Below are 26092 nucleotides of genomic sequence, written 5' to 3'. Positions count from 1 at the left end.
GCCCTCTGCCAAAGGAGGCCGGCCGATAACAAAAAAATAACCCGGCGCCCGGCAGACCGCTCATTCAAAATGCTATCAGGGGCAAGATGTATAACAGTCATTCATCGGAAAAGTTCGGCCGGCAGAAAAATTCCGGCAAAACAAAACGGCTGGTCAGGCATTACAATTAATGGTAATGCCTAACCAGCCGGTATATCAGTTGCTTGCCTTACTTACCGCGCACCGAACTTATATCCTACGGATACCCCGAATGAAGTATTCCGGAAGGAGTTGTCGTCGTCACCGTTACCGCGCGCATTCACCAGGCCCAGGTCTGTATGCAGGCCGATGTTGAAGCCCATGGGGAACTCATAGCCGAACTGGAAGTTGGCGCCGGCATCAAGCCTTTTCATCTGGCTCATGTTGTCATTGCCCCACTCGATGTCACTGCTCAGCTTATTGCCGTTATCGTCCGCCAACTCGCTTTTACCCCCCAAACCGTATGCGATGTAAGGGCCGAACCCTATAAAGATATTGCCATTGCCTACTTCCGGTTTGTACATAAAATTGATCGGCAACTCCAGGTAATTGATACGGGTTTTCAGCTTCAGATCAAAGTTCTCCGACTCCATCATCCCGCCTTTACCTACATAAAGCAGGCTCGGCTGAATGTAGAATTCATCTGCCAGCGGAAGATCCACGGTTATGCCTGCACGCAGGCCAGTCATCAGTTTGCTGGTTTCTTTGTCCCCACTTACTTTACTTGTGTAACTGGAGAAACTCGGTCCTGCAGTCACACCGAACTTCACCTGTGCAAAGGATGCACCGGCGAAGAACAGCGCTGCTACGGATAACAGTACTTTTTTCATGATTTACTTTTGTTGTTTTAGAAAAACTTATATGTCAGGATGAATGGGACAGTATAAATCGTGCTGAACAGCAAAATTCTTTAACGGTTGCCGCCTAACAGGTATCCCAGAGAGAAGGCCCATACCCTGTTTTTGCTCTTGTCGTTGCTGCTGTTGTCTGAACCGGACAGTATTTTACCTAAGCCAAGGCCGTATTGGGCGGAGATCAGGAAGTTGCCGAACTCCACACCGGCCAGAATATTACCGCCGTAGTCAAATCTCTTGTATTTGTCAAAGCCCTGGTTGGGGTCGTCATCGGTGAAGGGGGTGTCATCATCCCATTTGATGGAAGATTCACCTGTCATTTCACCAAGCGGGGAATTAAACTCATATTTATTCTGTCCCCCTACGCCAAATGCGGCATACGGGCCAACGCCCAGGAACAGTTTCGTTTGTCCGCCAACGGGAATCTTGCCTACAAAGTTAAGAGGGACCTCAATGTAACGTGGGTTTGTTTCCGATCTGAAGTAACCGGTAACGTTGCTGTCGTCCCCTCTTTCCAGCTTGGAGCCTTTACCGGTATAGAAAACACCAGGCTGAAAGGAGATAATCTCTGAAAGAGGAAAGTCCGCAATGGCACCGATATGAAAAGAAGGTAAAACTCTGCTATTGTCAACAGCTCCGCTGTTTGTTGTAGTAATATTTGCCATGTTCAGCCCACCTTTAATGCCGACACGTACCTGGGCCATTGCTGCTGCAGACAACCCGACTGCCATAAGTGATAGCACTATCTTTTTCGTCATAACCTTAAGTTTTGGTTATGATGATAAAGTCAAAGACTGTGCCAAAGGGTTTTTATCAACCTATATCATGATGAAAATCAATTTGTTACAGAAGCCCGAAAGGACGGTTTGATATTTTATTCCCGCATTGCCCGTTGCAGAAAATCTTCCAATTGTTCCACACCCAGGCGCTTTGCTAATATCTTTTTGTTTTCGTCGAGCAGATATACGAGCGGTGTGCTGTACACGTCATAAAAACGCCGGTAATTGCTTTTATATCCGGGGTCCCAGGCATGTATCCAGCCCTTGAGTTTTTTTTCTTTGATGAACTTCAGCCATTCTTCCTGCGTCCCTTCGGTTTTGACACCGAACATTACCGCGCCCTTTTGCTTCCAGCTGGCGTTGAAAGCGGAATCCAGCCGGGGCACTTCGGTGATGCAGTGGCCGCAGGTGGGGTCCCAGAAAACGAGTATGGTGTATTTTGACTTGATGTCGTACAGGGATGCGGGTTTGCCGGCCGTGTCCTGCAACGGCAGAGGCGCTCCTTTCTGCCCGATGAGATTCGGAGCCATGGTATAAGCACGGTCGATGATCTTCTGATTCTGCTCCTCTGTTACCCAGAATGCCTGGCCGCTTACGTAATACTTCTCTACAAGATGTACGAATACCGCATCCATCCCCATGATGGGCGATGCTTCATATTGCAGCGTAAGCCACCATACCAGGAACTTGAAGCTTTCTTTATCCCCGCCTGTTTTTTTCACCAGCGCATCCGCTTCCACGATCACGGAATCGGGTACGGGAGCCACAAGCTGGGTAAAATAACGGTTCAACCTTGTTTCGATGATGGGTGTGCGTACAAGCCTTCCGTCGGACAGGTCCACATCATCCCAGTAATGGGCTTTAAAGTAACGGTAGGGGTATGTGGAATCCAGCGAGCCGTCTGCTTTCCGCGCCATGGGTTTCACCTCCGGCTCCCGCATGGCCCTGAAAATGGCTGCCAGCAGAGACTTGGGGTGTTGTTTTATCACTTCATCGCGATACTCCTGGAGCTTTTTGCCGAGTTCGGCGGTGAGCGGGGCTACTTTGGCGGTATCCGCTGCCGTACGGGCTGTGGCGAGCTGCCGTTGTATCTCTCCCCGTGCCGCCCCCTGGGATGCCAGGAAACGGTTATAGGCCTTGAACATATCATTGTCCGGAGACCCTTTATACTCGGTTTTTCCTACCAGGTCCGCCGTGTCCGCGACTATGGAAAAGGTCTGGACCTCGTCCATCAGCATCTCGAAATACCTTTTCTTGCCGGGCAATACGATCAGGTAAATGCCCCCGGGCTGTTTCTCCGCGCCTTTGAGAACGGCTACACCATCCGCATTGATGCGGGCGGAATCCATCACATAAGTGGTTTTGCCCATGTAATGCCCGAGATAAAGGTATCCGGACTGGTATCCATTGATCCTGACGGTGATCTCATAACCCTGTGCCTTAAGGGTGAAAGCGCTGCAAAGGCAGCATAATAAGCATAGCAGATTTTGCATAGGTGCAATAAAAGTAAGGAAAACCATCCTACCTTTGCACCCGTGAGGAAAAAAAACGTAGTTCTGGAAAAAGTTCCCGTAACAGGCTATGCTGCCGAAGGAAAGGCATTAGCACGGGTAGACGGTAAAGTGATCTTTATTGAAGGTGGCGTGGTGCCGGGAGATGTGGTGGATGTAAGGCTCAGCAAGAATAAAAAAGACTGGGCGGAGGGAAAAGCAACGCAGGTGCACACCTTTTCTCCGGAACGGACCACTCCGTTCTGCGATCATTTTGGTCTTTGCGGTGGCTGCAAATGGCAGATGCTGCCGTATGAAAAGCAGATGGAATACAAACAGCAGCAGGTGGAAGACAATCTGCAGCGTATCGGGCACCTGGAATTCCCCGCCATCTCCCCCATCCTCGGCGCATCCAAAACACGCCGTTACCGCAATAAACTGGAGTTCACCTTCTCCAATAAAGCCTATCTGACGGACGAAGAGATCAGGGCGGCCGGAGAGGAGTGGCCCAAACGCAACGCATTGGGGTTTCACATACCCAGGCTATTTGACAAAGTGCTGGACATACAGACCTGCCATCTGCAGGAAGAGCCCGCCAATCTTATCAAGAATACCGTACGGGACTGGGCGGAACAGCATCACCTCCCCTTCTACGACATCCGCCGCCAGGAAGGCTGGTTGCGCAACCTGGTGCTGCGTATCTGCACCACCGGCGAGGTGATGGTAAACCTTGTGATCCACCACGAACTGGAAGCAGAGCGGACAGCGTTGCTGGATCATCTGCTGGCTACCGTTCCGGAGATCACAACATTGCTGTACACCGTCAATCCCAAAAAGAATGATAGTATATTTGACCTGGAGCCAAAAGTGTACTCGGGCAAAGGGTATGTAACGGAAAAGCTGGAAGACTTTACTTTCAAGATTGGCCCGAAATCGTTCTTCCAGACAAACACTTACCAGGGGGAGGCGCTGTACAAGGTTACCCGTGATTTTGCCGGGCTCACCGGCGCTGAGGTAGTGTATGACCTTTACTGCGGTACAGGCAGCATCGGCATTTTCGTATCCCGGCAGGCAAAAAAGGTGATCGGTATAGAACTGATCAGCGAGGCTATTGACGATGCCAGGGAGAATGCGTCCGCCAATGCCGTGGATAACGCTACGTTTTTTGCAGGGGATGTGACCGATATTTGTGATGATGCATTCTTTGCCGCGCACGGCGCTCCGGACGTGATCATTACAGACCCGCCCAGGGCCGGCATGCACGAAAAACTGACAGCCAAACTGCTGGAAGTGGCCGCACCGCGGATCGTGTACGTCAGCTGCAACCCTGCAACGCAGGCCAGGGACCTGGCATTGCTGAACGAAAAATACACGATCGAAAAAATACAGCCGGTAGATATGTTCCCGCATACCCACCACATAGAAAATGTAGTGCTGTTGCAACGGAGATACTAAAAAAGGAAAACGGATCACTAACGATTAAGTATATACGCAAATGAGTGAGTTTAGACCCGGCAGATTCCAGATGTTGCCCCTGGTAATCAAGAACCTGTTGATCATTAACGGATTGGTGTACCTGGCGCAGGTCACCCTGGGTAATATGTACGGTTACAATATGTCCACCCTCTTTGCCCTGCATTACTGGGGTTCGGACCTGTTCATGCCGCATCAGTTCATTACCCATCTGTTCATGCATGATCCCGGATCTTTCTTCCACCTGTTCTCCAATATGTTTGCGCTCTGGATGTTCGGCAGTACGCTGGAGAACGTCTGGGGGCCGAAACGCTTCCTGATCTTTTATATGATCTGCGGCCTGGGCGCCGCATTCTGCCATATGCTGGTGCTGACATACGACAACGTCCAGCTATCGAACTACGTGGGCGCATTTTTCGCCAACCCCTCGTTTGATACTTTCGCCGCTTTCCAGCAAAAATACCAGATTCCCGCGCTCGATGGCCTCTATGATGCCTGGAGCGCCGGGCCCGCCGAAAGCCCGAAAATGATCCAGCTGGGCAAGACTTACCTGGCCGGATACCTGGAAAGCTACCGGGATACGGCTACTGTAGGGGCTTCAGGCGCGGTTTTCGGCGTGTTGTTCGCTTTCGGCTACCTTTTCCCCAACAGTACGCTTTTCATTATTCCCTTCCCTTTCCCCATCAAGGCAAAATATTTTGTGGGCTTTTACATCCTCATGGAACTGTTCCTGGGCTTCCGCAATTCCGCCGGCGACAATGTTGCGCATTTTGCGCATCTGGGTGGCGTACTATTTGCTTATATACTGCTGAAGATATGGAACAAACGCAACCGGCGAACGTTCTATTGAGGGCAAAAATGCCTAATTTTGTCATACAAACCATTGAGCCATGCACGTAGCGGAAAAAGAGCGGCTGCCCCGGCTGTCCCTCGGGGAAGAGAAGAATATGGTGACTCAGTTGCTGGTCCTGAATATCACCGTTTATATCCTGCTGTATTTCATCAAGATCATCTATCAGATGGAGGATTATGGTGTGCCGGCCTTTAACCGGGACATCCTGGGCAATACCCGCGTTCCGGCAGATCCCATGTTATTGCTGCAAAAACCCTGGACGCTCATCACGGCGCCATTTGCGCACCTGCAGTTCTGGGATATTTTCAGCAGCGGTATATGGCTGTTCTGCTTCGGCAGCCTCCTGCAGAATATTTCCGGCCACCGGCTTGTTGTCCCCCTATATATCTTCGGCAGCCTCACCGGATTTGCCTGTTATCTCGCCGGGATGAACCTCGTTCCCGCACTGCAGTCCCTTGCCGCCGGCAACGGCATCATGGGCGCAGGGGCCGGCGTAATGGCCCTCGCGGTTGGCGTTACCGTACTGGCCCCCAATAACCGCGTATTCCCCCTCCTGGTGAAAGGCGGCCTGCCGGTTTGGGTGATCACGCTCATCTATCTTGCACTGAATGCAGTAGCCGTTTTCAGCAGTGGCGCAAGCTACGCTTACCTGTTTTTCCTGGCCGGCGGCGCTCTCATGGGTTACCTGTTCATGGCCAGCTTCAAAAAAGGCCGTAACTGGGGAAATGGCATCAACAACCTCTTTTTCCATATTTCCCATGTGTTCCATCCCAAATCCGGTAAAGAAGCAGGAAAAAACGAGTCCGCCGGCACCAGCACCGCTTTTCGTGCCGGCACATCGCCAGCGCCGTTCATCAAGGTCGGAGGGCCTACGGTAAGCGAGCAGAAAGTGAATGAGATTCTGGACAAGATCAACGAAGCGGGAATGCAGAGCCTTACCGCTGAAGAAAAAGAAACCCTGCTTCGCGCCAGCAAGGAAAAAAGCGGGGAATTTTGATTTCCATATAGTTTTATTATTTTTCAGGAGATTAATTATCCCCGGTCGTGAAATATATCCCTGTAATTGTCCGGCGTTTGTTGCTTTGGACCAACGTTCTCCTGGTTATTGGCCTGCTCTGCTCCGCTTATTTTCGCTTCCTGAACCCCGCAGCTTTCTGGATAGCCGGATTCGCCGGTCTTGCATTCCCTTTTCTGTGGATCGCCTGCGCCATCTTTATTGTTATATGGGTACTGTACCGGCGAAGGTACTGGCTGTTTTCCGCCGGAGGAATATTGCTGACAGTACCGGCCATGGCAGTCACCTGGGGCTTTCATCTTTTCAGCAGTAGCAGCGCTTCGGACGGCTCTTTTACCGTGATGACCTTTAACTGCAGCAGCATGGGGCTGAAGGATTACAAGAACATCGAAAATATACGCCTGCGCATAAACGGGGAAATAGCAGAAGCTGACCCGGATATCCTCTGCCTGCAGGAGTTCTATACCAATGATCATCCGGATAAGACCAATAACCTGGACAGCATCCGTACGAAGCTCCGCTATCCTTATTACTATTTTGTGGAACACCGTACGCATTGGGATACCTGGCACTACGGCACCGTGCTCTTTTCCAGGTTCCCGATCATAGATTCCGCCATGGCGGACCTCGGCGGCGGGCCAACAGCCGAGAATCTGTTGACAGCCAACCTGCTCATACACGGCGATACCGTCCGCATTATCTCCGCGCATCTCGCCAGTTATCAGCTGGATGCAGAGGATTACGGAACCGTCACCGCTCCGGATAAACATAAGGTAAGAGGCCTGCTCGGTAAAATGCGGCGCTCTTTCGGCCTGCGGTCCAGCCAGGCGGAGTTCATGCGACGGGAAATAACGAAGAGCAGGCACCCGCTGATCGTACTGGGTGATTTCAACGATATCCCGCTTTCGTACACTTACACCACTATCCGCGGTGGCTTGCAGGATGCCTTCCTGCAACGCGGCTCAGGTTTCGGGCGGACGTTCTCGGCACTATCGCCCACCCTTCGGATAGATTATATCCTTCCGGATAAACGGTTCGCCGTCGAAGACTTTTCCATATTGCGGCGAAAGGAATTTGAGCACTTTCCGATCATGGCAAGATTGTCCCTCCCGAAATGATCACGCCGGCACTCCCGCCAGCGCTTTCTTCCGCAACCGGGTTATCCGCTTACAAAATTATTAACGTGTTGTTTGCTAATGCGTTAAATTTATGGCGGACAAACGATTCGCCTTTTGAAATTTTTACGGCTTTTTACAAAGGGATTTTTCCTGATCGTGAACGTGGTAACTGTTCTGTTTTTCCTCCTGGCCTGCCTGGCGCCTTTTATTTCGCCGGTGAGGTTCTGGCCGATCAGTTTCCTGACGCTGGGCTTCCCTTTCATGCTTGTTATCCTCGTGCTTTTCCTCATCTTCTGGCTGATATTCCATCCAAAATACGCACTGCTTCCCCTGATGGCACTGGTGATCGGCTGGAAATCCGTTTCCGCTTTTATTGCCGTTCGCTGGCCTTCGTCATGGGATACGAACGATAAACCGAAGAACAGCATCAGCGTAATGAGCTATAACGTTGCGTTGTTTGGCCTCTATACAAAGAAGAACAGCAGGCCCACCCGTGATGCCATGTTCCGGCTTATCAAGGCACAAAAGCCGGATATCCTGTGCCTGCAGGATTTCTACACCAGCGAAAAGCAGGACGACTTCAACAACAGGGAAGATATCTCCGCAGAAATGAATTTGCCCTACCGCTTCTTTTCCAGCGATTTTAACCGGCAGGGAAGCCAGCACTGGGGTTCTATCATCTTCTCCCGGTATCCGGTCATCCGGTCGGACAAGGTAAAGATGTCCCCCGGCCCGATGGGCGAAAGCCTCATTTATGCCGATATCGTCCGCGGTAAAGACACCATCCGCATTGTGAACATGCACCTGGAATCCTATCGCTTCAATGCACAGGATTATCAATCCATCGAAAAAATAAAAAAACAGGAAGATACCGGGCTGGTAGCCGCCAAAGGTATCATGAACAAAATGCGCGATGCCTATACCCGCCGCAGCCGCCAGGCAAATATCGTGGCGGATTTCATCAAAACAAGCCCTCATCCCGTGATCGTCTGCGGGGATTTCAACGATACGCCGGCCTCCTACACCTATTTCAAGGTAAAAGGCAGCCTGCAGGATGCATTCCTGCGGAAAGGAAGCGGCATCGGCAGAACCTTCTCCGGCCTTTCGCCTACCCTCCGGATAGACTATATTTTTGCGGACAAACGTTTTACGGTAAACGGCTTCCAGACGCTGCGGTCCGACCTGAGCGACCATTATCCGGTCATCACCAACCTTACACTGCGGCAAACCGCTGCCGAACCCTGACCCGCTGCTGTCACAGCGCAGCGCAGCACAGTCCGGATGACCAACATGACTGGTAATTGATAAATCCCGCTGCTTTTTGCTTAAAAAATTCGAAATTCGGCATAGAAAGTCCGAAATTGCCGGTCCGAAATAACAGATATGTCAGAACAGCTTAAACTGCACAATACCCTCAGCAGGCAAAAAGAGATCTTTACTCCTTTATATCCCGGCCACGTTGGTATGTACGTGTGCGGTCCCACCGTTTCGGGGGAATCGCACCTCGGTCATGCCCGGCCCAATATCACATTTGATGTATTGTTCCGCTACCTCCTCCACCTCGGTTATAAAGTACGCTATGTGCGCAACATTACTGATGCGGGACATTTTGAGGAAGAAGGCCGGGCCGCGGAAGACAAGATCGCCAAAGGCGCCCTGCTCGAAAAGCTCGAACCGATGGAACTGGTACAGAAATATACCAACCTCTTTCACTGGGCCATGGAGCAGTTCAATACCCTGCCCCCCAGCATCGAGCCAACCGCCACGGGCCATATCGTGGAGCAGATAGAAATGATCCGCAAGATCATCGATGCCGGTTTCGCCTACGAAGTGAACGGTTCTGTTTATTTCGATGTGAAGAAATATTCCGAAGCCCATCATTACGGTATCCTCAGCGGCCGGGTGATCGAAGATCAGCTGGAAACCACCCGCGACCTGGACGGGCAGGATGAGAAAAGGAACAAAGTGGATTTTGCCCTCTGGAAAAAAGCGCCGCCGGAACACCTGATGCGATGGCCAAGCCCCTGGGGCGACGGCTTCCCCGGATGGCACATCGAATGCTCCGCCATGAGCAGCAAATACCTCGGCAAACAGTTCGATATCCATGGCGGTGGCATGGACCTTCAGTTCCCCCATCATGAATGCGAGATTGCCCAGAGCGAAATTGCACAGGGAGAAATGATGGCACGCTACTGGGTGCATAACAACATGATCACCATCAACGGCAAGAAGATGGGTAAAAGTTATAACAACCAGATCCGCCTGACAGAACTTTTCTCCGGTGAACATCCCCTCCTGGAAAAGGCATACAGCCCGATGACCATCCGTTTTTTCATCCTGCAGACGCACTACCGCAGCACGCTGGATTTTTCCAACGAGGCCCTTCAGGCCGCGGAAAAAGGACTGCAACGCCTCTGGCAGGCTTACGAAGTATTGCAAAAACTCACCTATGTCAGCAACGGCGCCGCCATTAATGAGGAGCTGGATACGCAGGTGACCGCCTGGTGCCGCGATTGCGAGGCCGCCATGAACGATGACCTCAGCACCGCCAAAGTGCTCGCCAACCTTTTTGAAATGGCGCCGGTCATCAATTCCCTCCGCAGCGGACAGGTGAAAATGCATGAGCTGAATGAAAGCACCTTCGCATTCATGAAACAGACCTGGCAAACCTATCTCATCGATATCCTCGGCCTCAGGCCCGAAAAAGCAGAGGACAATAACAAGCTGGACGGCGTATTGCAACTGCTCATCGATATCCGCAAGGAAGCCAAAGGCAAAAAAGATTACGCCACTTCAGACAAGATCCGTAACCAGCTGCTATCCATCGGCATACAGTTGAAGGACGAAAAAGACGGCACAGTGAGTTATGCCATTGAATAAAACAGCATATTACGCTATGAGGTGGATGATCATGCTGGTTGTGATCCTGTTCGCAGCCTGTAACCAGGGGAACCGGCAAAATACCGGTACCGGCACAGGGCCATCCGCTCCGGAAGCCCCTGTCTTCTCCGCAGATTCTGCTTACGCCTATGTTGAGCAGCAACTCGCATTCGGCCCCCGCATCCCCGGGACCCCGGAACAGGAAGCCTGCGCAGCCTGGCTCACCGGACGCCTGCAGGGCCTGGCGGACACGGTGTATGTACAACGCGCCACCGTTATTGCCCCCCAACAGCGGTCACTCCCCTGCATCAACATCATCGCTGCCTTTAATCCGGCCGCCAAACGCCGCATATTGCTGCTTGCCCACTGGGATACCCGGCCTTATGCCGATAAAGAGGCCGGCGGCGGCAACAAAAAATTCGATGGTGCGGACGATGGCGCCAGCGGTGTAGCCGTATTGCTGGAAATGGCCCGGCAGTTCCACGCACAGCGGCCGGAAACCGGTATCGATATCCTGCTGACCGACGTGGAAGATTACGGTGAATCCAAGGTGGAAGCCAGCTATTGCCTCGGCGCGCAATACTGGGCCAAAAATCCGCATATCCCCCGGCTACAAGGCGGATTATGGCGTGCTGCTGGATATGGTGGGCGGACGGAATTCCGCTTTCTACTATGAAAGCTACTCCAGGCAATTCGCTTTCCCCCAGGCCAAAATGATCTGGGACGTTGGCAACCAAAGCGGGTTCTCGGACTTTTTCCGGTATGAGGACAATGGCGCCGGCGCGGAAGACGACCACTATTACATCAATACCATCGCAAAGATCCCCACGCTGGAACATCATCGCCACACAACCCAACGGCAATTTCATGCCGCATCACCATACCACGAAAGACAACATCAGCGTCATAGACCGCAGGACCATGCAGGCCGTGGGCCAGACGCTCCTCAACGTGATCTACGGTCAGCCATTCAATTATTGAACTCATGACACCTCACGACGTTTACATTGCACACCTGCAAAAGGACAAAAAGCTGAAGGCCATCGTCAGCGCTCCGCTGGAAGTTTTGCCGGCCGGGCGTAACATCGCGCTGAAACTCATCCGCTCCATCATGAGCCAGCAACTCTCCGTGAAAGTGGCTGCCGTGATCTACAGACGTTTCCTGGAACTATACGGCGGCAAAGAACCGCGGCCACAGCAGATACTGGACACCCCTCCGGAACGGCTCCGGGCTATCGGGCTTTCCAATGCCAAGGTCAGCTACGTGCATAACGTTGCCAATTTTGTGATAACCGAAAAACTGACGGATGCCAGGCTTCGCAAAATGGAGGATGAAGAAGTGATCGCCTATCTCACAAAGATCAAAGGCGTTGGCAGATGGACGGTGGAAATGCTGCTGATGTTCTACCTGGGGCGGGAAGATATTTTTGCCTGTGATGACCTGGGGCTGCAACAGGCAATGACCAAACTTTATAAACTGGATACGGCTGACCGGAAAACTTACCGGGCCAGGTTAATGAAACTCTCTGAGAAATGGTCGCCTTACAGAACACATGCCTGCCGGTACCTCTGGGCCTGGAAAGATGCTGTGCCCGTTACCTGATCGTGTACGTCACCAATCTTGTAGTATCCTCCTCCCGGTCCGCCTGGATCAATCCCACTCCCTTCGCGTAAAAACTGGTGCTCAGCACCTGGGCCGGAATGAGCGGCGGCATGGACACATCCATCTGCACACCGATCACATCACTGTATTCTTTTCCAAGTACTGTTTTGTTCGTGCCTTTCTCCACGATCGTGTACTGCATCACCAGCAACAGGTCCCCGACACCCGGGATGGTCAGCGGTAACTGCTCTATCCAGCTGCCGCCGCGGGGCAGATCATCCCGCAGGTAAACCGTTTTGACCGGGTCCGCCGGCGCATAAGGAATATTGCTCACATCCACCAGTTGCTCATATTCCCCCTCCCCGCATTTGAAAAGGGAAAACCCGGAAGAAGCATCATCTTCCAGCCACAGGTAAGTTTCCCCGTTGAAGACCGTATCCCCTTTCGCCACCAGGATGTATTGAAAAGTGTCCGCCGGATCACCTCCGGTTTGCTCATACTCAAAAGAAGAACCCGCCGTATAAGGCGCATAATCGCAGGAATTGCCGCGGAACGGCTCTTCCAGGCTTTCTTCCTTTCCGCAGGAAGCCAGTAAAGCGATGGCAACGATCAAACCAGGGAGACGGCTCAATTTCATGACGTTGTGGATTCTGGATTGAAGGTAGCTAATGTTTTTTAAACAAAACGCGTATCGCAGACGCTTAATTTCGAAAATATTTAAAGAAAAACTAGATAACTTGACTAGACAAGAATAAGACATACGACAGTGAGCGTTATTATTTTTTAACCCAACGAAAACCTAATCTTTATGCGACCCATTCCACGTTATGGCGGCGCCATCCTTATGGCGGCATTCGCCTTGTTCGGAAACATGCCCGTTTCCGTATCTCAGCAACCCACCGCCCAGCAATCGAAAACCATCACCGTAAAAGGCAGGATCAGGGATGTAAAGAACCTCTCCCTTCCCGGCGTTACCGTGATGGTGAAAGGCACACAGAAAGGCACGGCCACAGATGAAAAGGGGAACTTCACCCTTACGGACGTAGACCCGCAAGCCACGCTGGTGCTGCAATTCATCGGGTACGAACAGCAGGAGTACCCGGTAAATGGAAAAACCACTTTCGACATCCTGCTGAAAGAAACAGAACAACAGCTGGACGAGTATGTTGTTACCGGTTACGGCACCACTAAAAAGGTGACCAAGACCGGCTCCGTCAGCACCGTGAAAGGCTCCGAGATCAGGCAGGCCCCAACGGTGAACGTTTCCAATGCCCTCGTAGGAAGGGTTTCGGGCCTGATGGCCATCAATAACAGCGGCGAGCCGGGATATGACGGCTCCCGCATCCTGATCCGCGGCCGCAGCACTTTCCGCAACTCCGACCCGCTCGTGGTGATCGACGGCATTCCGCGCGATGGCTTCCAGCGGCTCAATCCGAACGACATCGAGAACGTTTCCGTACTGAAAGACGCATCAGCGGCCATCTTCGGCTCCCGTGCCGCGAACGGTGTGATCCTCATCACCACCAAGCGCGGCCGCACTGGCAAACCCCTGCTGAGCTACAGTTTCAACCAGGGATTCACCCAGGCTACGCGCCTGCCGGAAATGGCGGATGCGCCTACATATGCGCGCATCGTGAACGAGATCAATGTCAACAGCGGAGATCAGCCCAAATTCACGGAAGAAGAAATACAAAAATTCGCAGATGGCTCCGATCCCTGGCGCTATCCGAATACCGACTGGATCGATGAAGTGGTAAAACCGCTCTCCAGCCAAAGCCGGCACGACCTCTCCCTCCGCGGAGGATCGGACAAGTTCGTGTACTTCGTTTCGTTCGGCACACTCTTCCAGGACGGCATCTTCAAGAACAGCGCCACCAATTACCGGCAACATCAGCTCCGCGCCAACCTGGATGCCAATGTGAACAAATACCTGACCTTTCGCCTCGACCTTGCCGGCAGACTGGAAGACCGGAATTTCCCGCCCCGAAGTGCCGGCTCCATCTTCCGCGCCCTGCTGCGCGGCAGGCCAACAGAAGCCGCCCGCTGGCCGAACGGGCTGCCGGGACCGGATATTGAGTACGGCGACAATCCCGTAGTGACCAGTACCAATGAGATCGGTTACCAGCGCGACAAAACATACGTGATCAACTCCAATCTCGGCGTAATGTTATATATCCCGGGGGTGGAAGGGCTCTTCGTAGACGGCAATTTTGCGCTGGACCAGAATTTCAACTTCAATAAACGCTTCATCAAACCCTGGACGCTCTACACCCTGCAGGGCTTTGACGCCAATGACCAGCCGCAGCTGGAAGCCTCGCAGCGCGGCATCGCCTCCCCCGAACTGGGAAGAATGGTTCAACCAGAACCAAAGCGTTACCATCAATGCCAAGATCAATTATCTGCGCTCCTTTGGCAAACACAATGTAGGCGCCATAGTTGCAATCGAACGCAATGAATCGAAAGGGGACAACCTCTGGGCCAGGAGACGGTATTTCATGTCAGGCGCAGTAGATCAGCTCTTTGCCGGCAGCAACGAAGAAAAAGATAATACCGGACGCGGGTTCGACTACGCGAGGCTTAATTACTTCGGCAGGCTGTCTTATAACTACGACGAGAAGTACCTGTTCGACTTCAACTGGCGGTACGATGGCTCCCAGAATTTTCCCTCCCACCGCCGCTTCGGCTTCTTCCCGGGTGTTTCCGCGGGATGGGTGCTATCCCGCGAGAATTTCTGGAAGAACAACGTCGGCTCCACGGTGGACTACTTCAAACTGCGCGCCTCATACGGACAAATGGGGAACGACCAGGTGGACCCCTTCCAGTACCTGAACACGTTCAATATTGCGGGTGGCGGCATGGTGTTCGGAGACAAGCTGTACCAGGGCATCTACGCCCTCCGCATTCCCAATGAGAACATCACCTGGGAAGTGTCCAACAACCTGGATGTGGCTATCGAAGCCAAGTTCTTCAATGGACTGATCGGCCTGGAAGCAGAGTACTTCCGTACGCATCGTTACAGCATTCTCACCACCCGCTCCGCATCCGTGCCCATTTACACCGGCCTCACACTACCGGATGAGAATATCGGCAAAGTAGAGAACCAGGGCATCGATCTGCACCTGACGCACAAGCGCACCGTTCGCAAATTCACTTACGAAGTAGTGGCGAACATCTCGCATGCCCGTAACAGGATCGTGTTCTGGGATGAAGTGCCCAACGTTCCGGAATGGCAGCGCTCCACGGGCAAGCAGATCGGCGCAAACCTCTACTACGAAGCCATCGGCATTTTCCGGGACCAGAAGGCGATAGACGACTATCCCCACATCGGCGGCGCCGTTCCGGGAGACGTAATATTCAGGGATGTGAACGAAGACGGACAGATCAATGACCTGGACCGCGTACGCGTGAACCGCTCCGAATACCCGACCTGGAACTATGGTCTCACCCTGGGCGCCGATTACAAAGGCTTTGACCTCACCATGCTCTGGCAGGCCGCAACAGGTTCCAGCCAGTACATCCGCACAGAATCCGGGCTGATCGGCAACTTCCCGATGAAGATCGCGGCGGACAGGTGGACGGAAGATAACATAGATGCTTCCATGCCGCGCCCGTATGACCGGGACCGCGAATACTGGGTAAGCCGGCCAAACACCTTCTGGCTCTGGGATACCGACTACCTCCGCCTCAAAACACTGGAGATCGGCTATTCCGTTTCCGAACGGCTTCGCAAAAAGGCCGGGCTGGAAGAGCTTCGTGTTTACATCAGCGGACAGAACCTGCTGACATTCGACAAAGTGAAGATCTTTGACCCGGAATCCCCCACCGGCAGCGGCCAGTTCTACCCGCAAACAAGGATCTTCAACGCCGGCCTGAACGTAACCTTCTAAATCTTGCGCTACGAAACACCTGGTCCTGATCAAAAAAATAACCCGGTGAAACCGGGCGTGATACGTTTTATCATACAGGGCCGTGTTAATGCAAGGTTTAGCTCAGGCATGTTTAAACCTTATTAGCCACGATGCATCTTCGATGTCATCCGGCCAGTAAAAAATAAAATATTACCCGATGAAAAAGATCATCAACATACTCATCATAACTGTGCTCGCTCTTAACACCGCGTGCAACAAGGATTTTCTCGAGAAAAAACCGCTGACGGAGTTTACGGAGGAAGACGTCTGGCAAGACCCGAATCTGGTTGAGGCTTACGTGAACGACCTCTACACCAAAATGCGGCATGGTTTCAACGAAGTAATGCTGTCCTCCATAACAGATGAAAGCCGCTTTATCCACAACTACGGCACCACCACTTCCGTTACGGAAGCACAGTCCGCCGAAGATCTTGGAGCGCTTGGCGGTTTCGGGCAATGGGACGTGCATTACAAAGCCATCCGGAATTGCAACATCTTTTTCGAGATGGTAGACAATGCCCCGTTCAAAGACGAAGCCCAACGCACCAGGCTCAAAGGAGAAGTACATTTCCTGCGTGCTTATTTCTATCATATGCTGGTGAAATACTGGGGCGGAGTGCCGCTGGTGACGCAGATCTTTGAACTGGGAGACGGAGAGGAAATGCTGATCCCCCGAAACAGTTTTGAGGAATGCGTGAACTATATCGTTGCGGAATGCGACAGCGCTATGGCATTGCTGCCGGCCGTACATGAGCGGGATGATAAGGGAAGGGCTACCAACTACGCGGCCATGGCCCTGAAATCACGCATACTCCTGTACGCTGCCAGCGATCTCTTCAACAGGCCGGGAAACACAGAACCTGTATTCGGCTATGTGGGCGGCGACCGTATGGCGCGCTGGAGGCTGGCCAGGGATGCTGCGAAAGCTATTATCGACAGCAATGTATTTTCCCTGCACAAACCCACTGCATCCCCGGTGGAGAACTACACCAGGGTGTTCCTGGACAAGGACAATCCGGAAGTGATCTTCTGCAAATACTTCAATCGCCAGCAACTCGGCACTTCCCATGACCTGTACAATGGGCCGAACGGATACCATAACTGGGGCGGCAATGTGCCGCTGGAAAACTTTGTGGAAGGATACCAGATGGCGGACGGCACCAACTTCAGCTGGAACGACCCCGTCATGGCCAGCCAGCCGTATGTAGGCCGCGATCCCCGCTTCTACGCCACCATCCTCTACAACGGCGCTCCCTGGAAAAAACGCCCCAGTGATGCCCAGTCCAACGACCCGGTAGGTGTTATACAGACCGCCCGTTATGAGCGCAAAAGAGCGGACGGCACCATTGAGCTGGTAAATGGTCTGGATACACGCAACAGTCCCATTGAAAACTGGAATGGCACCTACACCGGTTATTACCTCCGCAAGTTCATGGACATCAACCTGGACGCGCAATTCTTTCGTGGAGATCAGCCCTGGCTGTACTTCCGGTATGCAGAGATCAAGCTGAACTTTGCAGAAGCATCCCTCGCCCTTGGCGAAGAGCCGGTAGCCCGGGAAACGATCAACGAAGTGCGCACCCGCGCAGGCATGCCTGCGCTCACCGCAACCGTCACCGGGCAGGCCCTGATGGAAATGTACCGCTACGAACGCAGGTATGAACTGGCGTTTGAAGAACACCGCTACTTCGATGCACGCCGCTGGCTGATCGCCACCTCCGCATTCAGCGGCCCGGCCAAAGCGATAGATATAGAAGGAAAGCTGAACCCGGACAATACCCTCACATACACTTACAAAGTGTTAACATCCGGTGTACAGGAACGGAAATTCACGGAAAAACACTACCTCCTGCCTGTTCTCGCGGAAGAGATCCGCAGGAATAACAAAATGATACAGAATCCATTGTACTAAATCCCGCTGCAACACTGATCCCGGTCCATATGGACCGGGACAGCGTTTGCGTCATAAATACACATTTCTTTTTGAAAAATTTCTATGCCGGTTTGATCGTTGAAAGGATAGAAGTCGTACTTTCGTCTTCCGGTTAACAAAACATTAACCTCAAAAAATAGTATTAGCTTAAGGAGATTCCACTAAGACACATCAGCCCGGCCATAACATTAAGGCAATCATCTGCTCATATTTACTTAATGCCCCCTTAATGTTGCGTTAATGATAGCCTCAGAACTTTGTGCTGTAAAAAATTACTTACAAAGACCCACAGAGTTAACTATTTAAATTTTAACAAGACTATGAAACACAGTATTGTTTTCTCACCAAAACGATTCTTTACGGCTACAGTGCTCGTACTTGGCCTCTCCATGCAGGCTTCCGCACAGCAGGAAACATTTGCCTTCGCCGGCAGCAAAAACAGCAAGACAAAAGTTGCCCCGGTAGAGACGAATGACATGATCAAAAAATATAAGCTGGATATCCAGCAGGAAAACACCGGAGACCTCCGTTTCCTTGTTCAGATCGACAACCCGGCAGGGGAGAAACTGACACTTTTCATCCGTGATGCGAATAATAACACCCTGCACAGGGAAGTGCTGGACGCTGCTTCATCCAGGATTGTTGCCCGGTATAATATGGACAAGCTGGACGATGGATCTTATACATTCGAGGTGCGCAATGGTAAAAGCAAGCTGGAAAAAGCCGTTGACATCAGAACGCAAACGGTGATCCGCCGGAGAGCTTCAGTAGAGTAATTAATATTCCCAAAAAAGGAGGGGCTGTACTAAAAGTAATCTTGACGGCTTGCGAATCGTGCAAACGATGATCCCGCCGTCAGGCAACCGGATAAGATCCGGCCAGCATACTTTTGGTACAGCCTTTTGCATTTCCTTTTCGGTCATCAGAAATTCCCGGACAGCAGGCCGTTGCTCATGGCGCTTTTGTCCACCATCGCATCATACAGCACTTCCATCATATTTCCCCGCACGTTCAGCTGCGATATTTTCGTGTTTGCGCCACCGTTAGGGCATACGCGATTGCTCAGATATACGAATACCAGGTTGTACTGAGGGTCGGCCCATACACAGGTCCCGGTAAAACCCGTATGACCGAAAGTAAGCGGCGATGCGCTTTTACAGGGATATGCCTGGTTGGGCCTGCGGGTGAGGTTATCCTTCTCCGGCTTGTCGAAACCCAGGCCGCGGCGGCTGATGGTGCTGCCATAGGCAGAGAACAGCCGGATGGTTTCGGGCTTGATGTATTCCTGCCCACCGAAGCTTCCGCCATTCAGCATCATTTGCATCAGCACCGCAATATCAGTAGCGTTGGAGAAAAGCCCGGCATGACCGGCAATACCGCCGAACATGGCGGCCCCCGGGTCATGTACATCCCCGCGGATCCATTGCACCCGGAAATAATTTTCGAACTCTGTAGGCACCAGCTGCTTCAGCGGCAAACGGCTGCGCGGCCCGAAACCGGTGGTCAGCAACCCAAGCGGCTCATAAAATGTTTCCCGCACATACCGGTCCAGCCGCATGCCGGAAACTGCCTCCACCACCTTGCCGAGAAAAATAAAATCGTTATCGCTGTACACATAGGCCCTGCCGGATGGTTTTATCCGGCTGTCCAGGATACGGCGTTTGATCGTATCGATAAAGGCAGGGGCCATATACAGGCTTTCCGCTACCCTGACGGAATAGGTGGAATCCAGAACAGGCTTGTAGACCATGGTATCAGGCCAGCCATTGGGATACAGCGTTTCCCGGTAGAACGGGATATAGGAGACCAATCCCGCCTGATGCAGCAGGATGTCCCGGATGCGCAGCTTTTCCTTGTCACTCCCCCTTACCCATACCAGATACTTGCCCAGGGTACTGTCCAGGTCCAGCTTCCCCTCATCATAAAGGCGCATGACCGACAAAGTGGTGGCGCATATCTTGGTCACGGATGCCAGGTCATATACCGAGTTTTCGGTGACGGCTTCCCGCTGGCTGTAATCATAATGCCCGAAATTTTTATTGTAGATCATCTTGCCGTCTTTCAGTGCCAGGATCTGGCAACCCGGAGCGGCGCCTTTATCGATCATATCATAGGCAAGCGAGTCGATACGTTCCAGTATCCGGCCGTCCAGCCCCACGGATTCCGGCGTGGCGGATGGCAGTAATGCCGGCGGCGGCGGTGGCGGGATGATGGCGGTGATACCCGCCCCGAAATGATAGTTGTCGCAAACCGTTACCGGCAGCCTGCCTTTTGGCTCAGCCTGGCCGAACAGCACCCGGGCCGTAGCCTTATGTGTAATGCTGTCATCCTCGTATGCGGCAATAATGGTGGTGGCATCGCAGAAATAGCGGATCGCATAAGGGTTCCCGAACGCGATCGTCACTGCCGGCATTTCCTCCTGCAGCTGATTGATGAGCTGACGCGAGGCGCGGTTAAGCCCGTAATCATTTGCGGGTCTGCGGCTATAATTCTGAACAGCGATGATCACTGCTTCATAGTTGTCTTTCAAACGCTTTACCATGGCCGGGATCTGCGTGGCGGACTGACGGGAGGAAAACACGTAGGAATCCACCTCGGGCCGGTATTCCTTCACCGCATCCAGGAAAGTGTTATTGCCGTCTACCCCCACTGAAAGCACGGCGATCTTCTGGGTGGCGTCAACCGCTTTGAAGGGCAACAGGTGGTTATCGTTCCGCAGCAGCGTGATCGCGTTTCGGGATATGCGTTCCCGTAACGGCAGCACGGCTGCATTCAGGTCGTTCGTGATATTAGCGGGATCTATCGGCTTAAGATCGTGCAGGCCCAGTTCATATTTCGCCCGCAACACTTTTTTAACGCGGCGGTAGACTTCATTCCTGCTGATGGCGCCTTTTCTGATGGCCTGCGCAATGGCGGTGATGCTGCCCTTGGCCGTGGAAGGCAGTTCCATCAGGTCGTTCCCGGCCAGCAGGGACTGGAGCGATTCCTGCCCTTTGCTGTAGTACTTGGAAATCCCTTTCATCTCCAGCGCATCCGTCACGATCAGGCCGTCAAAACCCAGGTCTTTCTGCAGCAGGTTGGTCACAGCTTTATAAGAGATGGATGTGGGCGTGTTGGCTTTTTTATCGATAGCGGGGATATACAGGTGCGCGATCATGATCGATCCCACACCGGCCTCTATGGCTCTGCGGAAAGGGTATAACTCGAGTGAGTCCAGTTCTGCGAGAGATTTGTTGATGGAAGGCAGATCATAGTGGGAATCAACGTCCGTGTCCCCATGCCCTGGAAAATGCTTGGCGCAGGCCATAATTCCCGCGTCCTGCATGCCTTTGATCATGGCCACACCGTGGCGGGCCACCTGGTATTTGTCTTCCCCGAAGGAACGGTCGTTGATCACCGGGTTCTCGGGATTGTTGTTGACATCGAGCACAGGCGCAAAGTTGTACTGGATGCCCATGCGTTTACACTGTTCGCCGATGGCCTTCCCCACTTCGTAGATCAGGGTGCTGTCCTGCACCGCGCCCAGCATAAGGTTCCTTGGGAAGGAGATCACGCTGTCCACAAAGCGCATGCCCAGGCCCCATTCACCGTCCACCGCCACCAGCAGCGGTACTTTGCTCATGGCCTGATACCTGTTCACCAGATGCGCCTGCCTCACCGGGCCGCCCTGGAAGGTCACCAGCCCTCCTATCTTGTTATTGCGGATATCCGCCATGACGGAGGCTATATGGTCCGCACCCAGATTAGAGTGCATGCGGATCATGATCAGCTGTGCGATCCGTTCCTCATGGCTGAGGGAATTGAATACACTGTCTACCCATCGCTCTGCCGGCGTTGGAGCCGGCTTTTCCTGCTGTAATGGCTGGATGTATGATGCCGGGCCCGGGTTCCCGTTTGCGGAGAGTAGCAGCCCCGTGAGTCCTAATACCAAAATTTGCTTCATCATGATATAAACATACAAAATTTGTGCTGCTAAAACAGCTGTAGCAGCGATAAAAGTGACTGGCGGTTAATACATTACGGCCAGATTTCATATTAAAGACCGTCTGGGAGATGTTTACCGTATAGTGGAAGAATGTTTTTTTAATTCGTCTATCATTTTGCTTTATTTATTAAAATCTATTTACTATTTTCCATTATTATTTCATGTTATTCAAGCAATTTGAATTTAATTACCAATACATTCAATTGTTTGTTATATTTGCAGCTTACAAAAGTTACAGAAGAACTGTAACTTGTTTACCTTACATGTGAGCCCCGGCTTACGTATTGAACACATTATCGAAGAACATGGTCAATCTTATTTTATTTGGCCCTCCCGGAAGCGGAAAAGGAACTCAGAGTGCCAACATCATTGAGAAATACGGACTTCTCCACCTGTCAACCGGAGATCTGCTGCGTTCAGAGATCGCGGACAAAACGCCGCTTGGGATGGAAGCAAAAAAGTTCATGGACCAGGGCAACCTGGTGCCGGATGAAGTGGTGATCGGGATGATCAGCTCAAAACTGGACGCCAACCCCGATGCCAGGGGCTTTATATTCGACGGGTTCCCCCGTACTACGGCACAGGCTGATGCGCTGGACAAGCTCCTTTCGCTCAAAAAAACAGCCATTTCCATGGTGCTGAGCCTGGAAGTGCCGGAAGACGAACTGGTGCGCCGCCTGCTGGAACGCGGGCAGACCTCCGGCCGCAGCGATGATGCCAACGAAGGCGTGGTAAAGAACCGCATCGTGGAATATCATAACAAAACCGCCCCGGTAGCGGACCATTATGCCAAATTCGGCAAGCTGAGGAAAGTTAAGGGCGATGGAACGATTGAAGCGACCTTTGAGCTGCTGTGCAAGGAAATAGACCTGCTGGTAGGTGAAAGGGAAAGAGTATAGCCAGGCCCCGGGAGCTTTGCCCCGCAAGGGAAAAGTTCAGGCCGGCAAACATTTTTAAACAATATCTGAAGGAGCCGGAGCGGCGGATACCCGAAGCTTCCTCCCACCGGATAACGGCATAAAAGAGGGCAGCCTTCTGCATGCTTTCAAAACGCAAAGATCATGTAAAGCGAAACTTTACGATCTTTGCGTTTTGCTTTTTACAGTAAATACATTTAGGGCTATTTTTGCTGACAACATACGCGAGTCCTGCCCGCAAACGGGAGATTGAATTATGGAGAATTTTGTAGACTATATCAGGGTATTTTGTAAATCCGGCCATGGCGGCGCGGGCAGCAGGCATTTCATGCGCACCAAGTTCAAGGCGATGGCAGGCCCTGATGGCGGCGACGGCGGCCGCGGCGGGCACCTTATCCTTAAAGGCAATGGCCAGTTATGGACCTTGCTGCACCTGCGCTGGTACAAGAATGTGATCGCGGAGAACGGCGAGAACGGCAGTGGGGACAACTGCACGGGCGCCAATGGCAAGGATATCATCATTGAAGTGCCGCTGGGCACCATCGTACGGGATGAGGAAACCGGCGAAGTGGAAGCGGAGATCATGGAAGAAGGGCAGGAAGTGATCTTCATGCCAGGCGGGCAGGGGGGGCGCGGCAATGCGTACTTCAAAAGCGCCACCAACCAGGCTCCTGAATACGCCCAGCCCGGAGAGCCCGGCCGCGAAGGATGGAAGCTGCTGGAACTGAAAGTGCTGGCGGATGTGGGACTGGTAGGATTCCCCAATGCCGGGAAATCCACCCTCCTTTCAGCGATCACTGCGGCCAGGCCGAAGATCGCCAACTATGCGTTCACCACCCTTACCCCGCAACTGGGCATGGTGGCTTACCGGGAAGACAAATCCTTCTGCATGGCAGACCTCCCCGGCATCATTGAAGGCGCACATGAAGGAAAAGGCCTGGGACACCGCTTCCTGCGGCATATTGAAAGAAATGCCGTGCTGCTTTTTGTGATCCCGGCGGACAGTGCGGACCATCGCAAAGAATATAATGTGCTGGTAAATGAGCTGGAACAATACAACCCGGAAATGCTGGACAAACAGTTCCTGATCGCTATCAGCAAAAGCGACATGCTGGATGATGAACTGAAGGCCGCTATTGCTGCAGAGCTGCCGCCAAACATCCCGCATGTGTTCATCTCCGCGGTCACCCAAACCGGCCTGCAGGAGCTTAAAGATGTATTATGGGACGCGCTGAACGCCGAAGTAAGCCCGTCGTCAATATAAATTTACCAGCCACCCTAGCTCAGTTGGTCAGAGCGGTTGTTTCGTAAATAACAGGTCGTCGGTTCGATCCCGATGGGTGGCTCAGAAAATCTGCTTCTTCCTGTAAGCGGCATTGGAAAAAATGATCTCTTCGTACCTGCTGATCATCGTCTGCAGATCTTTCCATCTTGCAGCATGATCATCCCACCTGTAATATTGGTCAAACAACGCTTTCGTTTTAACCGCGTCGTGATTGTTAAAATGATAGGCGATCATATGCAGCATGATCTCCTTGCGGCTGCCGTCGTCCCTTCCACGGGCATCAAGGGGCGGGATACCGCGGCCTGAGAGGTAGGCGAGGTTTACCACGATGGACGCGTTAAGCTGTGTGTCGGTTTCCGCCAATACCGGTTTCCCTCCCTCGAAAAAAGTGTTTATTTCCGCGTTTACATCCTGCCGGGGCAGCTTTCCGGAAACCGTACAGCTGTAGCAGCTGTGATATTCGCCAATATCCTGATAAAAGTACAGCGTCAGCTTGTTCCCCAAAACATACAGCCCGCCGATATAAGAAAAGGCCAGTTCAAACCGGTCAGCTTCGTTCAGCACAAAAAGGTGATCGACATTGCAGCAATGCGCTCCCCCGGTGTGGTAGGTGACCAGCAGTTCGGGGATGTCATCGCCGTTAATATCAGTCGTGGAATAATTGCTGCGGTAATGACGCGGGCTTTCCAGAATTTCCCTGAGGCTGACCGGCTTCCCATCCCAGAGCAGCCGCATATCCTGCAGCGGAACGGGCATTCCTGTTTTAACAGCTGCCGCCGGCAGAGCGTCTTCCGTATCAGGCACCAGGGCATAACGTTTCTTGCCAGGCAATTCTGGGTCACGCGGCGCAAACAGGTAAAGCGAAACAAAAAACAATATCATGATGCCGGCCGTAATGATGATCATGCGGACAGGCATGCGGGAATTCGCCAGATAACTCGGTTGCCCTGTTTGCCGGACAGACGGCGAACGCTGCCGCAATTCAGCTTCGTACCTCCGGATCAAAGCATCTTTATACGCGATGCTTTCTGCGGCTGTACGGAACCTTTTCAGCTGGCGGTCATACCCTGCTTTTCTGGCCGGATCAGAAAGTACGTCCCAGGCTTCGAGAATGGCTTTGAACCGGTTTTCATAGAATTTCTCCCCGTTGTTCTTGTCGGGATGGAATTTCATGGATAGCTTTCTGAATGCGCTTTTGATCTGGTCAGGGGAAGCGTTCTCATCTACGCCCAGTATGTAGTAATAATCACGCATGCGTACACAACATACAAAATCGAACGGTATTTAAGCCCCATTTATTGTTACCTTGGTACTGTGGCAACGAAGGAACAATTATATAATCCCGCCATTGAATCAATGCTGCGCTTCTTTCACGCGGTAACACCGCTTTCCCCCGAGGCCATGGCTGCTATGAGCTGCTGCCTCTACCAGGAGAAATATCCCCGCAGGCATCTGCTTCATCAACAGCACCGGGTGGCGGCCCATCTTTATATTGTTTCAAAGGGGCTGCTGCGTAGCTATCACCACCACCAGGGGAAAGAGGTAACAATTGCGTTGGGTATGGAAAACAGTGTTTTGTGCGCGATGGACAGCCTGTTGAGCCATCAGCCTTCCTATTACAGCATCGAGACCGTTGAGGAAAGTGAGGTGATATCCATTGCCTACAATGATCTGGAACTGCTTTATAATGAGTTTCACGAGGTCGAACGGCTGGGCCGTTTGATGATCAGCCGCTATTACCTTGAGCAGGAAGCGGCGTTACGTTCGCTTCGTTTTCAAACAGCGGAAGAACGCTACCAGGATCTGCTCATGAATAACCCCGCGCTACTCCAACGCACGCCACTGGGGTATCTTGCATCCTATCTTGGTATTACTCCCGCCACACTAAGCCGTATCCGGGCAAAATGGGGCGGGTCAGACCGCTATCATTCGGGAATTTGACTTTTGTCAAAAAAAGCAGACGGTGGAATGCTCACCTTTG

The 26092-nt window shown here is 52.4% G+C and carries 22 protein-coding genes and 1 tRNA gene; 17 read left to right on the top strand and 6 right to left on the bottom strand.

The genetic code is table 11. The features are described 5' to 3' along the window. Positions 1-212 precede the first annotated feature (212 nt). From FW415_RS04790 to FW415_RS04780, 3 genes are all read right to left on the bottom strand, one after another. Positions 213-848: a porin family protein gene (locus tag FW415_RS04790; RefSeq protein WP_148383151.1), complete on the bottom strand. Its 636-nt coding sequence runs from the start codon at positions 846-848 to the stop codon at positions 213-215. A gap of 80 nt (positions 849-928) precedes the next feature. Next, positions 929-1630 carry a porin family protein gene (locus tag FW415_RS04785; RefSeq protein WP_148383150.1) on the bottom strand — a complete coding sequence of 234 codons (702 nt, stop codon included), beginning with the start codon at positions 1628-1630 and terminating at the stop codon, positions 929-931. A 116-nt stretch (positions 1631-1746) separates the two neighbouring features. After that, positions 1747-3144 (bottom strand): TlpA family protein disulfide reductase, encoded by a 1398-nt coding sequence (locus FW415_RS04780; protein WP_168208667.1) that lies wholly within the window; start codon positions 3142-3144, stop codon positions 1747-1749. A 42-nt stretch (positions 3145-3186) separates the two neighbouring features. On the opposite strand from FW415_RS04780, the gene rlmD reads away from it, so the two are divergent. The 9 genes from rlmD (at position 3187) to FW415_RS04735 (ending at position 12083) form a co-directional block, all read left to right on the top strand. Continuing rightward, entirely contained in the window at positions 3187-4596 is a 1410-nt protein-coding gene (gene rlmD / locus FW415_RS04775; RefSeq protein ID WP_148383148.1) for a 23S rRNA (uracil(1939)-C(5))-methyltransferase RlmD, read from the top strand. Between the two features lie 40 nt (positions 4597-4636). Next, positions 4637-5464 carry a rhomboid family intramembrane serine protease gene (locus FW415_RS04770; protein ID WP_148383147.1) on the top strand — a complete coding sequence of 276 codons (828 nt, stop codon included), beginning with the start codon at positions 4637-4639 and terminating at the stop codon, positions 5462-5464. Between the two features lie 40 nt (positions 5465-5504). Next, positions 5505-6464 carry a rhomboid family intramembrane serine protease gene (locus FW415_RS04765; protein WP_148383146.1) on the top strand — a complete coding sequence of 320 codons (960 nt, stop codon included), beginning with the start codon at positions 5505-5507 and terminating at the stop codon, positions 6462-6464. Between the two features lie 77 nt (positions 6465-6541). Next, a complete protein-coding gene (locus FW415_RS04760; protein ID WP_148383145.1) occupies positions 6542-7600 on the top strand; it encodes an endonuclease/exonuclease/phosphatase family protein in 1059 nt (352 codons plus the stop codon). Positions 7601-7714: 114 nt separating this feature from the next. After that, positions 7715-8845, top strand: a complete 1131-nt coding sequence (locus FW415_RS04755) for an endonuclease/exonuclease/phosphatase family protein (protein WP_148383144.1) — start codon at positions 7715-7717, stop codon at positions 8843-8845. Positions 8846-8983: 138 nt separating this feature from the next. Then, positions 8984-10480, top strand: coding sequence for a cysteine--tRNA ligase (gene cysS, locus FW415_RS04750; protein ID WP_148383143.1), 1497 nt, complete (start codon positions 8984-8986; stop codon positions 10478-10480). 16 nt (positions 10481-10496) lie between these two features. Further along, the gene (locus FW415_RS04745; RefSeq protein WP_168208666.1) at positions 10497-11156 is read left to right on the top strand and encodes a M28 family peptidase; all 660 of its coding nucleotides are present in this window, start codon (positions 10497-10499) and stop codon (positions 11154-11156) included. 86 nt (positions 11157-11242) lie between these two features. Then, on the top strand, positions 11243-11461 hold the full coding sequence (locus FW415_RS25280; protein ID WP_246858915.1) for a hypothetical protein: 219 nt from the start codon (positions 11243-11245) through the stop codon (positions 11459-11461). A gap of 4 nt (positions 11462-11465) precedes the next feature. Then, the gene (locus FW415_RS04735) at positions 11466-12083 is read left to right on the top strand and encodes a DNA-3-methyladenine glycosylase (protein ID WP_148383140.1); all 618 of its coding nucleotides are present in this window, start codon (positions 11466-11468) and stop codon (positions 12081-12083) included. On the opposite strand, the gene FW415_RS04730 is transcribed toward FW415_RS04735, so the two are convergent. Further along, positions 12076-12720: a hypothetical protein gene (locus FW415_RS04730; RefSeq protein ID WP_148383139.1), complete on the bottom strand. Its 645-nt coding sequence runs from the start codon at positions 12718-12720 to the stop codon at positions 12076-12078. The two genes, FW415_RS04735 and FW415_RS04730, sit on opposite strands and share 8 nt — an antisense overlap. A 171-nt stretch (positions 12721-12891) precedes the next feature. Between FW415_RS04730 and FW415_RS04725 the strand changes: the two genes are divergently transcribed. The 4 genes from FW415_RS04725 to FW415_RS04710 all read left to right on the top strand — a co-directional run bounded on the left by FW415_RS04725 (position 12892) and on the right by FW415_RS04710 (position 18700). After that, positions 12892-14538 (top strand): SusC/RagA family TonB-linked outer membrane protein, encoded by a 1647-nt coding sequence (locus FW415_RS04725; protein WP_148383138.1) that lies wholly within the window; start codon positions 12892-12894, stop codon positions 14536-14538. Beyond that, positions 14462-15970 carry a SusC/RagA family TonB-linked outer membrane protein gene (locus FW415_RS25275; protein ID WP_371417057.1) on the top strand — a complete coding sequence of 503 codons (1509 nt, stop codon included), beginning with the start codon at positions 14462-14464 and terminating at the stop codon, positions 15968-15970. Before FW415_RS04725 ends, FW415_RS25275 begins: the two co-directional genes overlap by 77 nt. Positions 15971-16148: 178 nt before the next feature. Then, positions 16149-17903 carry a RagB/SusD family nutrient uptake outer membrane protein gene (locus FW415_RS04715; protein ID WP_148383136.1) on the top strand — a complete coding sequence of 585 codons (1755 nt, stop codon included), beginning with the start codon at positions 16149-16151 and terminating at the stop codon, positions 17901-17903. Between the two features lie 341 nt (positions 17904-18244). Beyond that, on the top strand, positions 18245-18700 hold the full coding sequence (locus FW415_RS04710) for a hypothetical protein (RefSeq protein ID WP_148383135.1): 456 nt from the start codon (positions 18245-18247) through the stop codon (positions 18698-18700). 146 nt (positions 18701-18846) lie between these two features. Here FW415_RS04710 and FW415_RS04705 read toward each other — a convergent pair whose 3' ends face one another. After that, a complete protein-coding gene (locus tag FW415_RS04705; protein WP_148383134.1) occupies positions 18847-21870 on the bottom strand; it encodes a glycoside hydrolase family 3 N-terminal domain-containing protein in 3024 nt (1007 codons plus the stop codon). A 344-nt stretch (positions 21871-22214) separates the two neighbouring features. Here FW415_RS04705 and FW415_RS04700 point away from each other — a divergent pair, with 344 nt between their 5' ends. From FW415_RS04700 to FW415_RS04690, 3 genes are all read left to right on the top strand, one after another. Beyond that, complete coding sequence (locus tag FW415_RS04700; protein WP_148383133.1) at positions 22215-22808, top strand: adenylate kinase; 594 nt, start codon at positions 22215-22217, stop codon at positions 22806-22808. A 274-nt stretch (positions 22809-23082) separates the two neighbouring features. After that, complete coding sequence (gene obgE / locus FW415_RS04695; RefSeq protein ID WP_148383132.1) at positions 23083-24090, top strand: GTPase ObgE; 1008 nt, start codon at positions 23083-23085, stop codon at positions 24088-24090. Positions 24091-24098: 8 nt separating this feature from the next. Further along, a tRNA-Thr gene (locus FW415_RS04690) sits at positions 24099-24172 on the top strand. Here the strand turns inward: FW415_RS04690 and FW415_RS04685 are convergent. Next, the gene (locus FW415_RS04685; RefSeq protein WP_148383131.1) at positions 24172-25365 is read right to left on the bottom strand and encodes a J domain-containing protein; all 1194 of its coding nucleotides are present in this window, start codon (positions 25363-25365) and stop codon (positions 24172-24174) included. The genes FW415_RS04690 and FW415_RS04685 overlap by 1 nt on opposite strands. Before the next feature lie 60 nt (positions 25366-25425). Between FW415_RS04685 and FW415_RS04680 the strand changes: the two genes are divergently transcribed. Further along, positions 25426-26052 (top strand): Crp/Fnr family transcriptional regulator, encoded by a 627-nt coding sequence (locus FW415_RS04680; RefSeq protein ID WP_148383130.1) that lies wholly within the window; start codon positions 25426-25428, stop codon positions 26050-26052. Positions 26053-26092: the final 40 nt, after the last annotated feature.

Source organism: Chitinophaga sp. XS-30, from assembly GCF_008086345.1.
Classification (GTDB): domain Bacteria; phylum Bacteroidota; class Bacteroidia; order Chitinophagales; family Chitinophagaceae; genus Chitinophaga.
The sequence above is the reverse complement of the archived record's forward strand: the minus strand, read 5'-3'. Positions and strand labels throughout refer to the sequence as shown.

Bases quoted from the DNA above. Each gene is read 5' to 3' on its own strand.
- FW415_RS04705 (WP_148383134.1), bottom strand. From the start codon at position 21,870: ATGATGAAGCAAATTTTGGTATTAGGACTCACGGGGCTGCTACTCTCC.
- FW415_RS04745 (WP_168208666.1), top strand. From the start codon at position 10,497: ATGAGGTGGATGATCATGCTGGTTGTGATCCTGTTCGCAGCCTGTAAC.
- obgE (WP_148383132.1), top strand. From the start codon at position 23,083: ATGGAGAATTTTGTAGACTATATCAGGGTATTTTGTAAATCCGGCCAT.
- FW415_RS04770 (WP_148383147.1), top strand. From the start codon at position 4,637: ATGAGTGAGTTTAGACCCGGCAGATTCCAGATGTTGCCCCTGGTAATC.
- FW415_RS25280 (WP_246858915.1), top strand. From the start codon at position 11,243: ATGAGGACAATGGCGCCGGCGCGGAAGACGACCACTATTACATCAATA.
- FW415_RS04730 (WP_148383139.1), bottom strand. From the start codon at position 12,720: ATGAAATTGAGCCGTCTCCCTGGTTTGATCGTTGCCATCGCTTTACTG.
- FW415_RS04710 (WP_148383135.1), top strand. From the start codon at position 18,245: ATGAAACACAGTATTGTTTTCTCACCAAAACGATTCTTTACGGCTACA.
- FW415_RS04685 (WP_148383131.1), bottom strand. From the start codon at position 25,365: ATGCGTGATTATTACTACATACTGGGCGTAGATGAGAACGCTTCCCCT.
- FW415_RS04735 (WP_148383140.1), top strand. From the start codon at position 11,466: ATGACACCTCACGACGTTTACATTGCACACCTGCAAAAGGACAAAAAG.
- FW415_RS04785 (WP_148383150.1), bottom strand. From the start codon at position 1,630: ATGACGAAAAAGATAGTGCTATCACTTATGGCAGTCGGGTTGTCTGCA.
- cysS (WP_148383143.1), top strand. From the start codon at position 8,984: ATGTCAGAACAGCTTAAACTGCACAATACCCTCAGCAGGCAAAAAGAG.
- FW415_RS04780 (WP_168208667.1), bottom strand. From the start codon at position 3,144: ATGCAAAATCTGCTATGCTTATTATGCTGCCTTTGCAGCGCTTTCACC.
- FW415_RS04765 (WP_148383146.1), top strand. From the start codon at position 5,505: ATGCACGTAGCGGAAAAAGAGCGGCTGCCCCGGCTGTCCCTCGGGGAA.
- FW415_RS04725 (WP_148383138.1), top strand. From the start codon at position 12,892: ATGCGACCCATTCCACGTTATGGCGGCGCCATCCTTATGGCGGCATTC.
- FW415_RS04790 (WP_148383151.1), bottom strand. From the start codon at position 848: ATGAAAAAAGTACTGTTATCCGTAGCAGCGCTGTTCTTCGCCGGTGCA.
- FW415_RS04715 (WP_148383136.1), top strand. From the start codon at position 16,149: ATGAAAAAGATCATCAACATACTCATCATAACTGTGCTCGCTCTTAAC.
- FW415_RS04700 (WP_148383133.1), top strand. From the start codon at position 22,215: ATGGTCAATCTTATTTTATTTGGCCCTCCCGGAAGCGGAAAAGGAACT.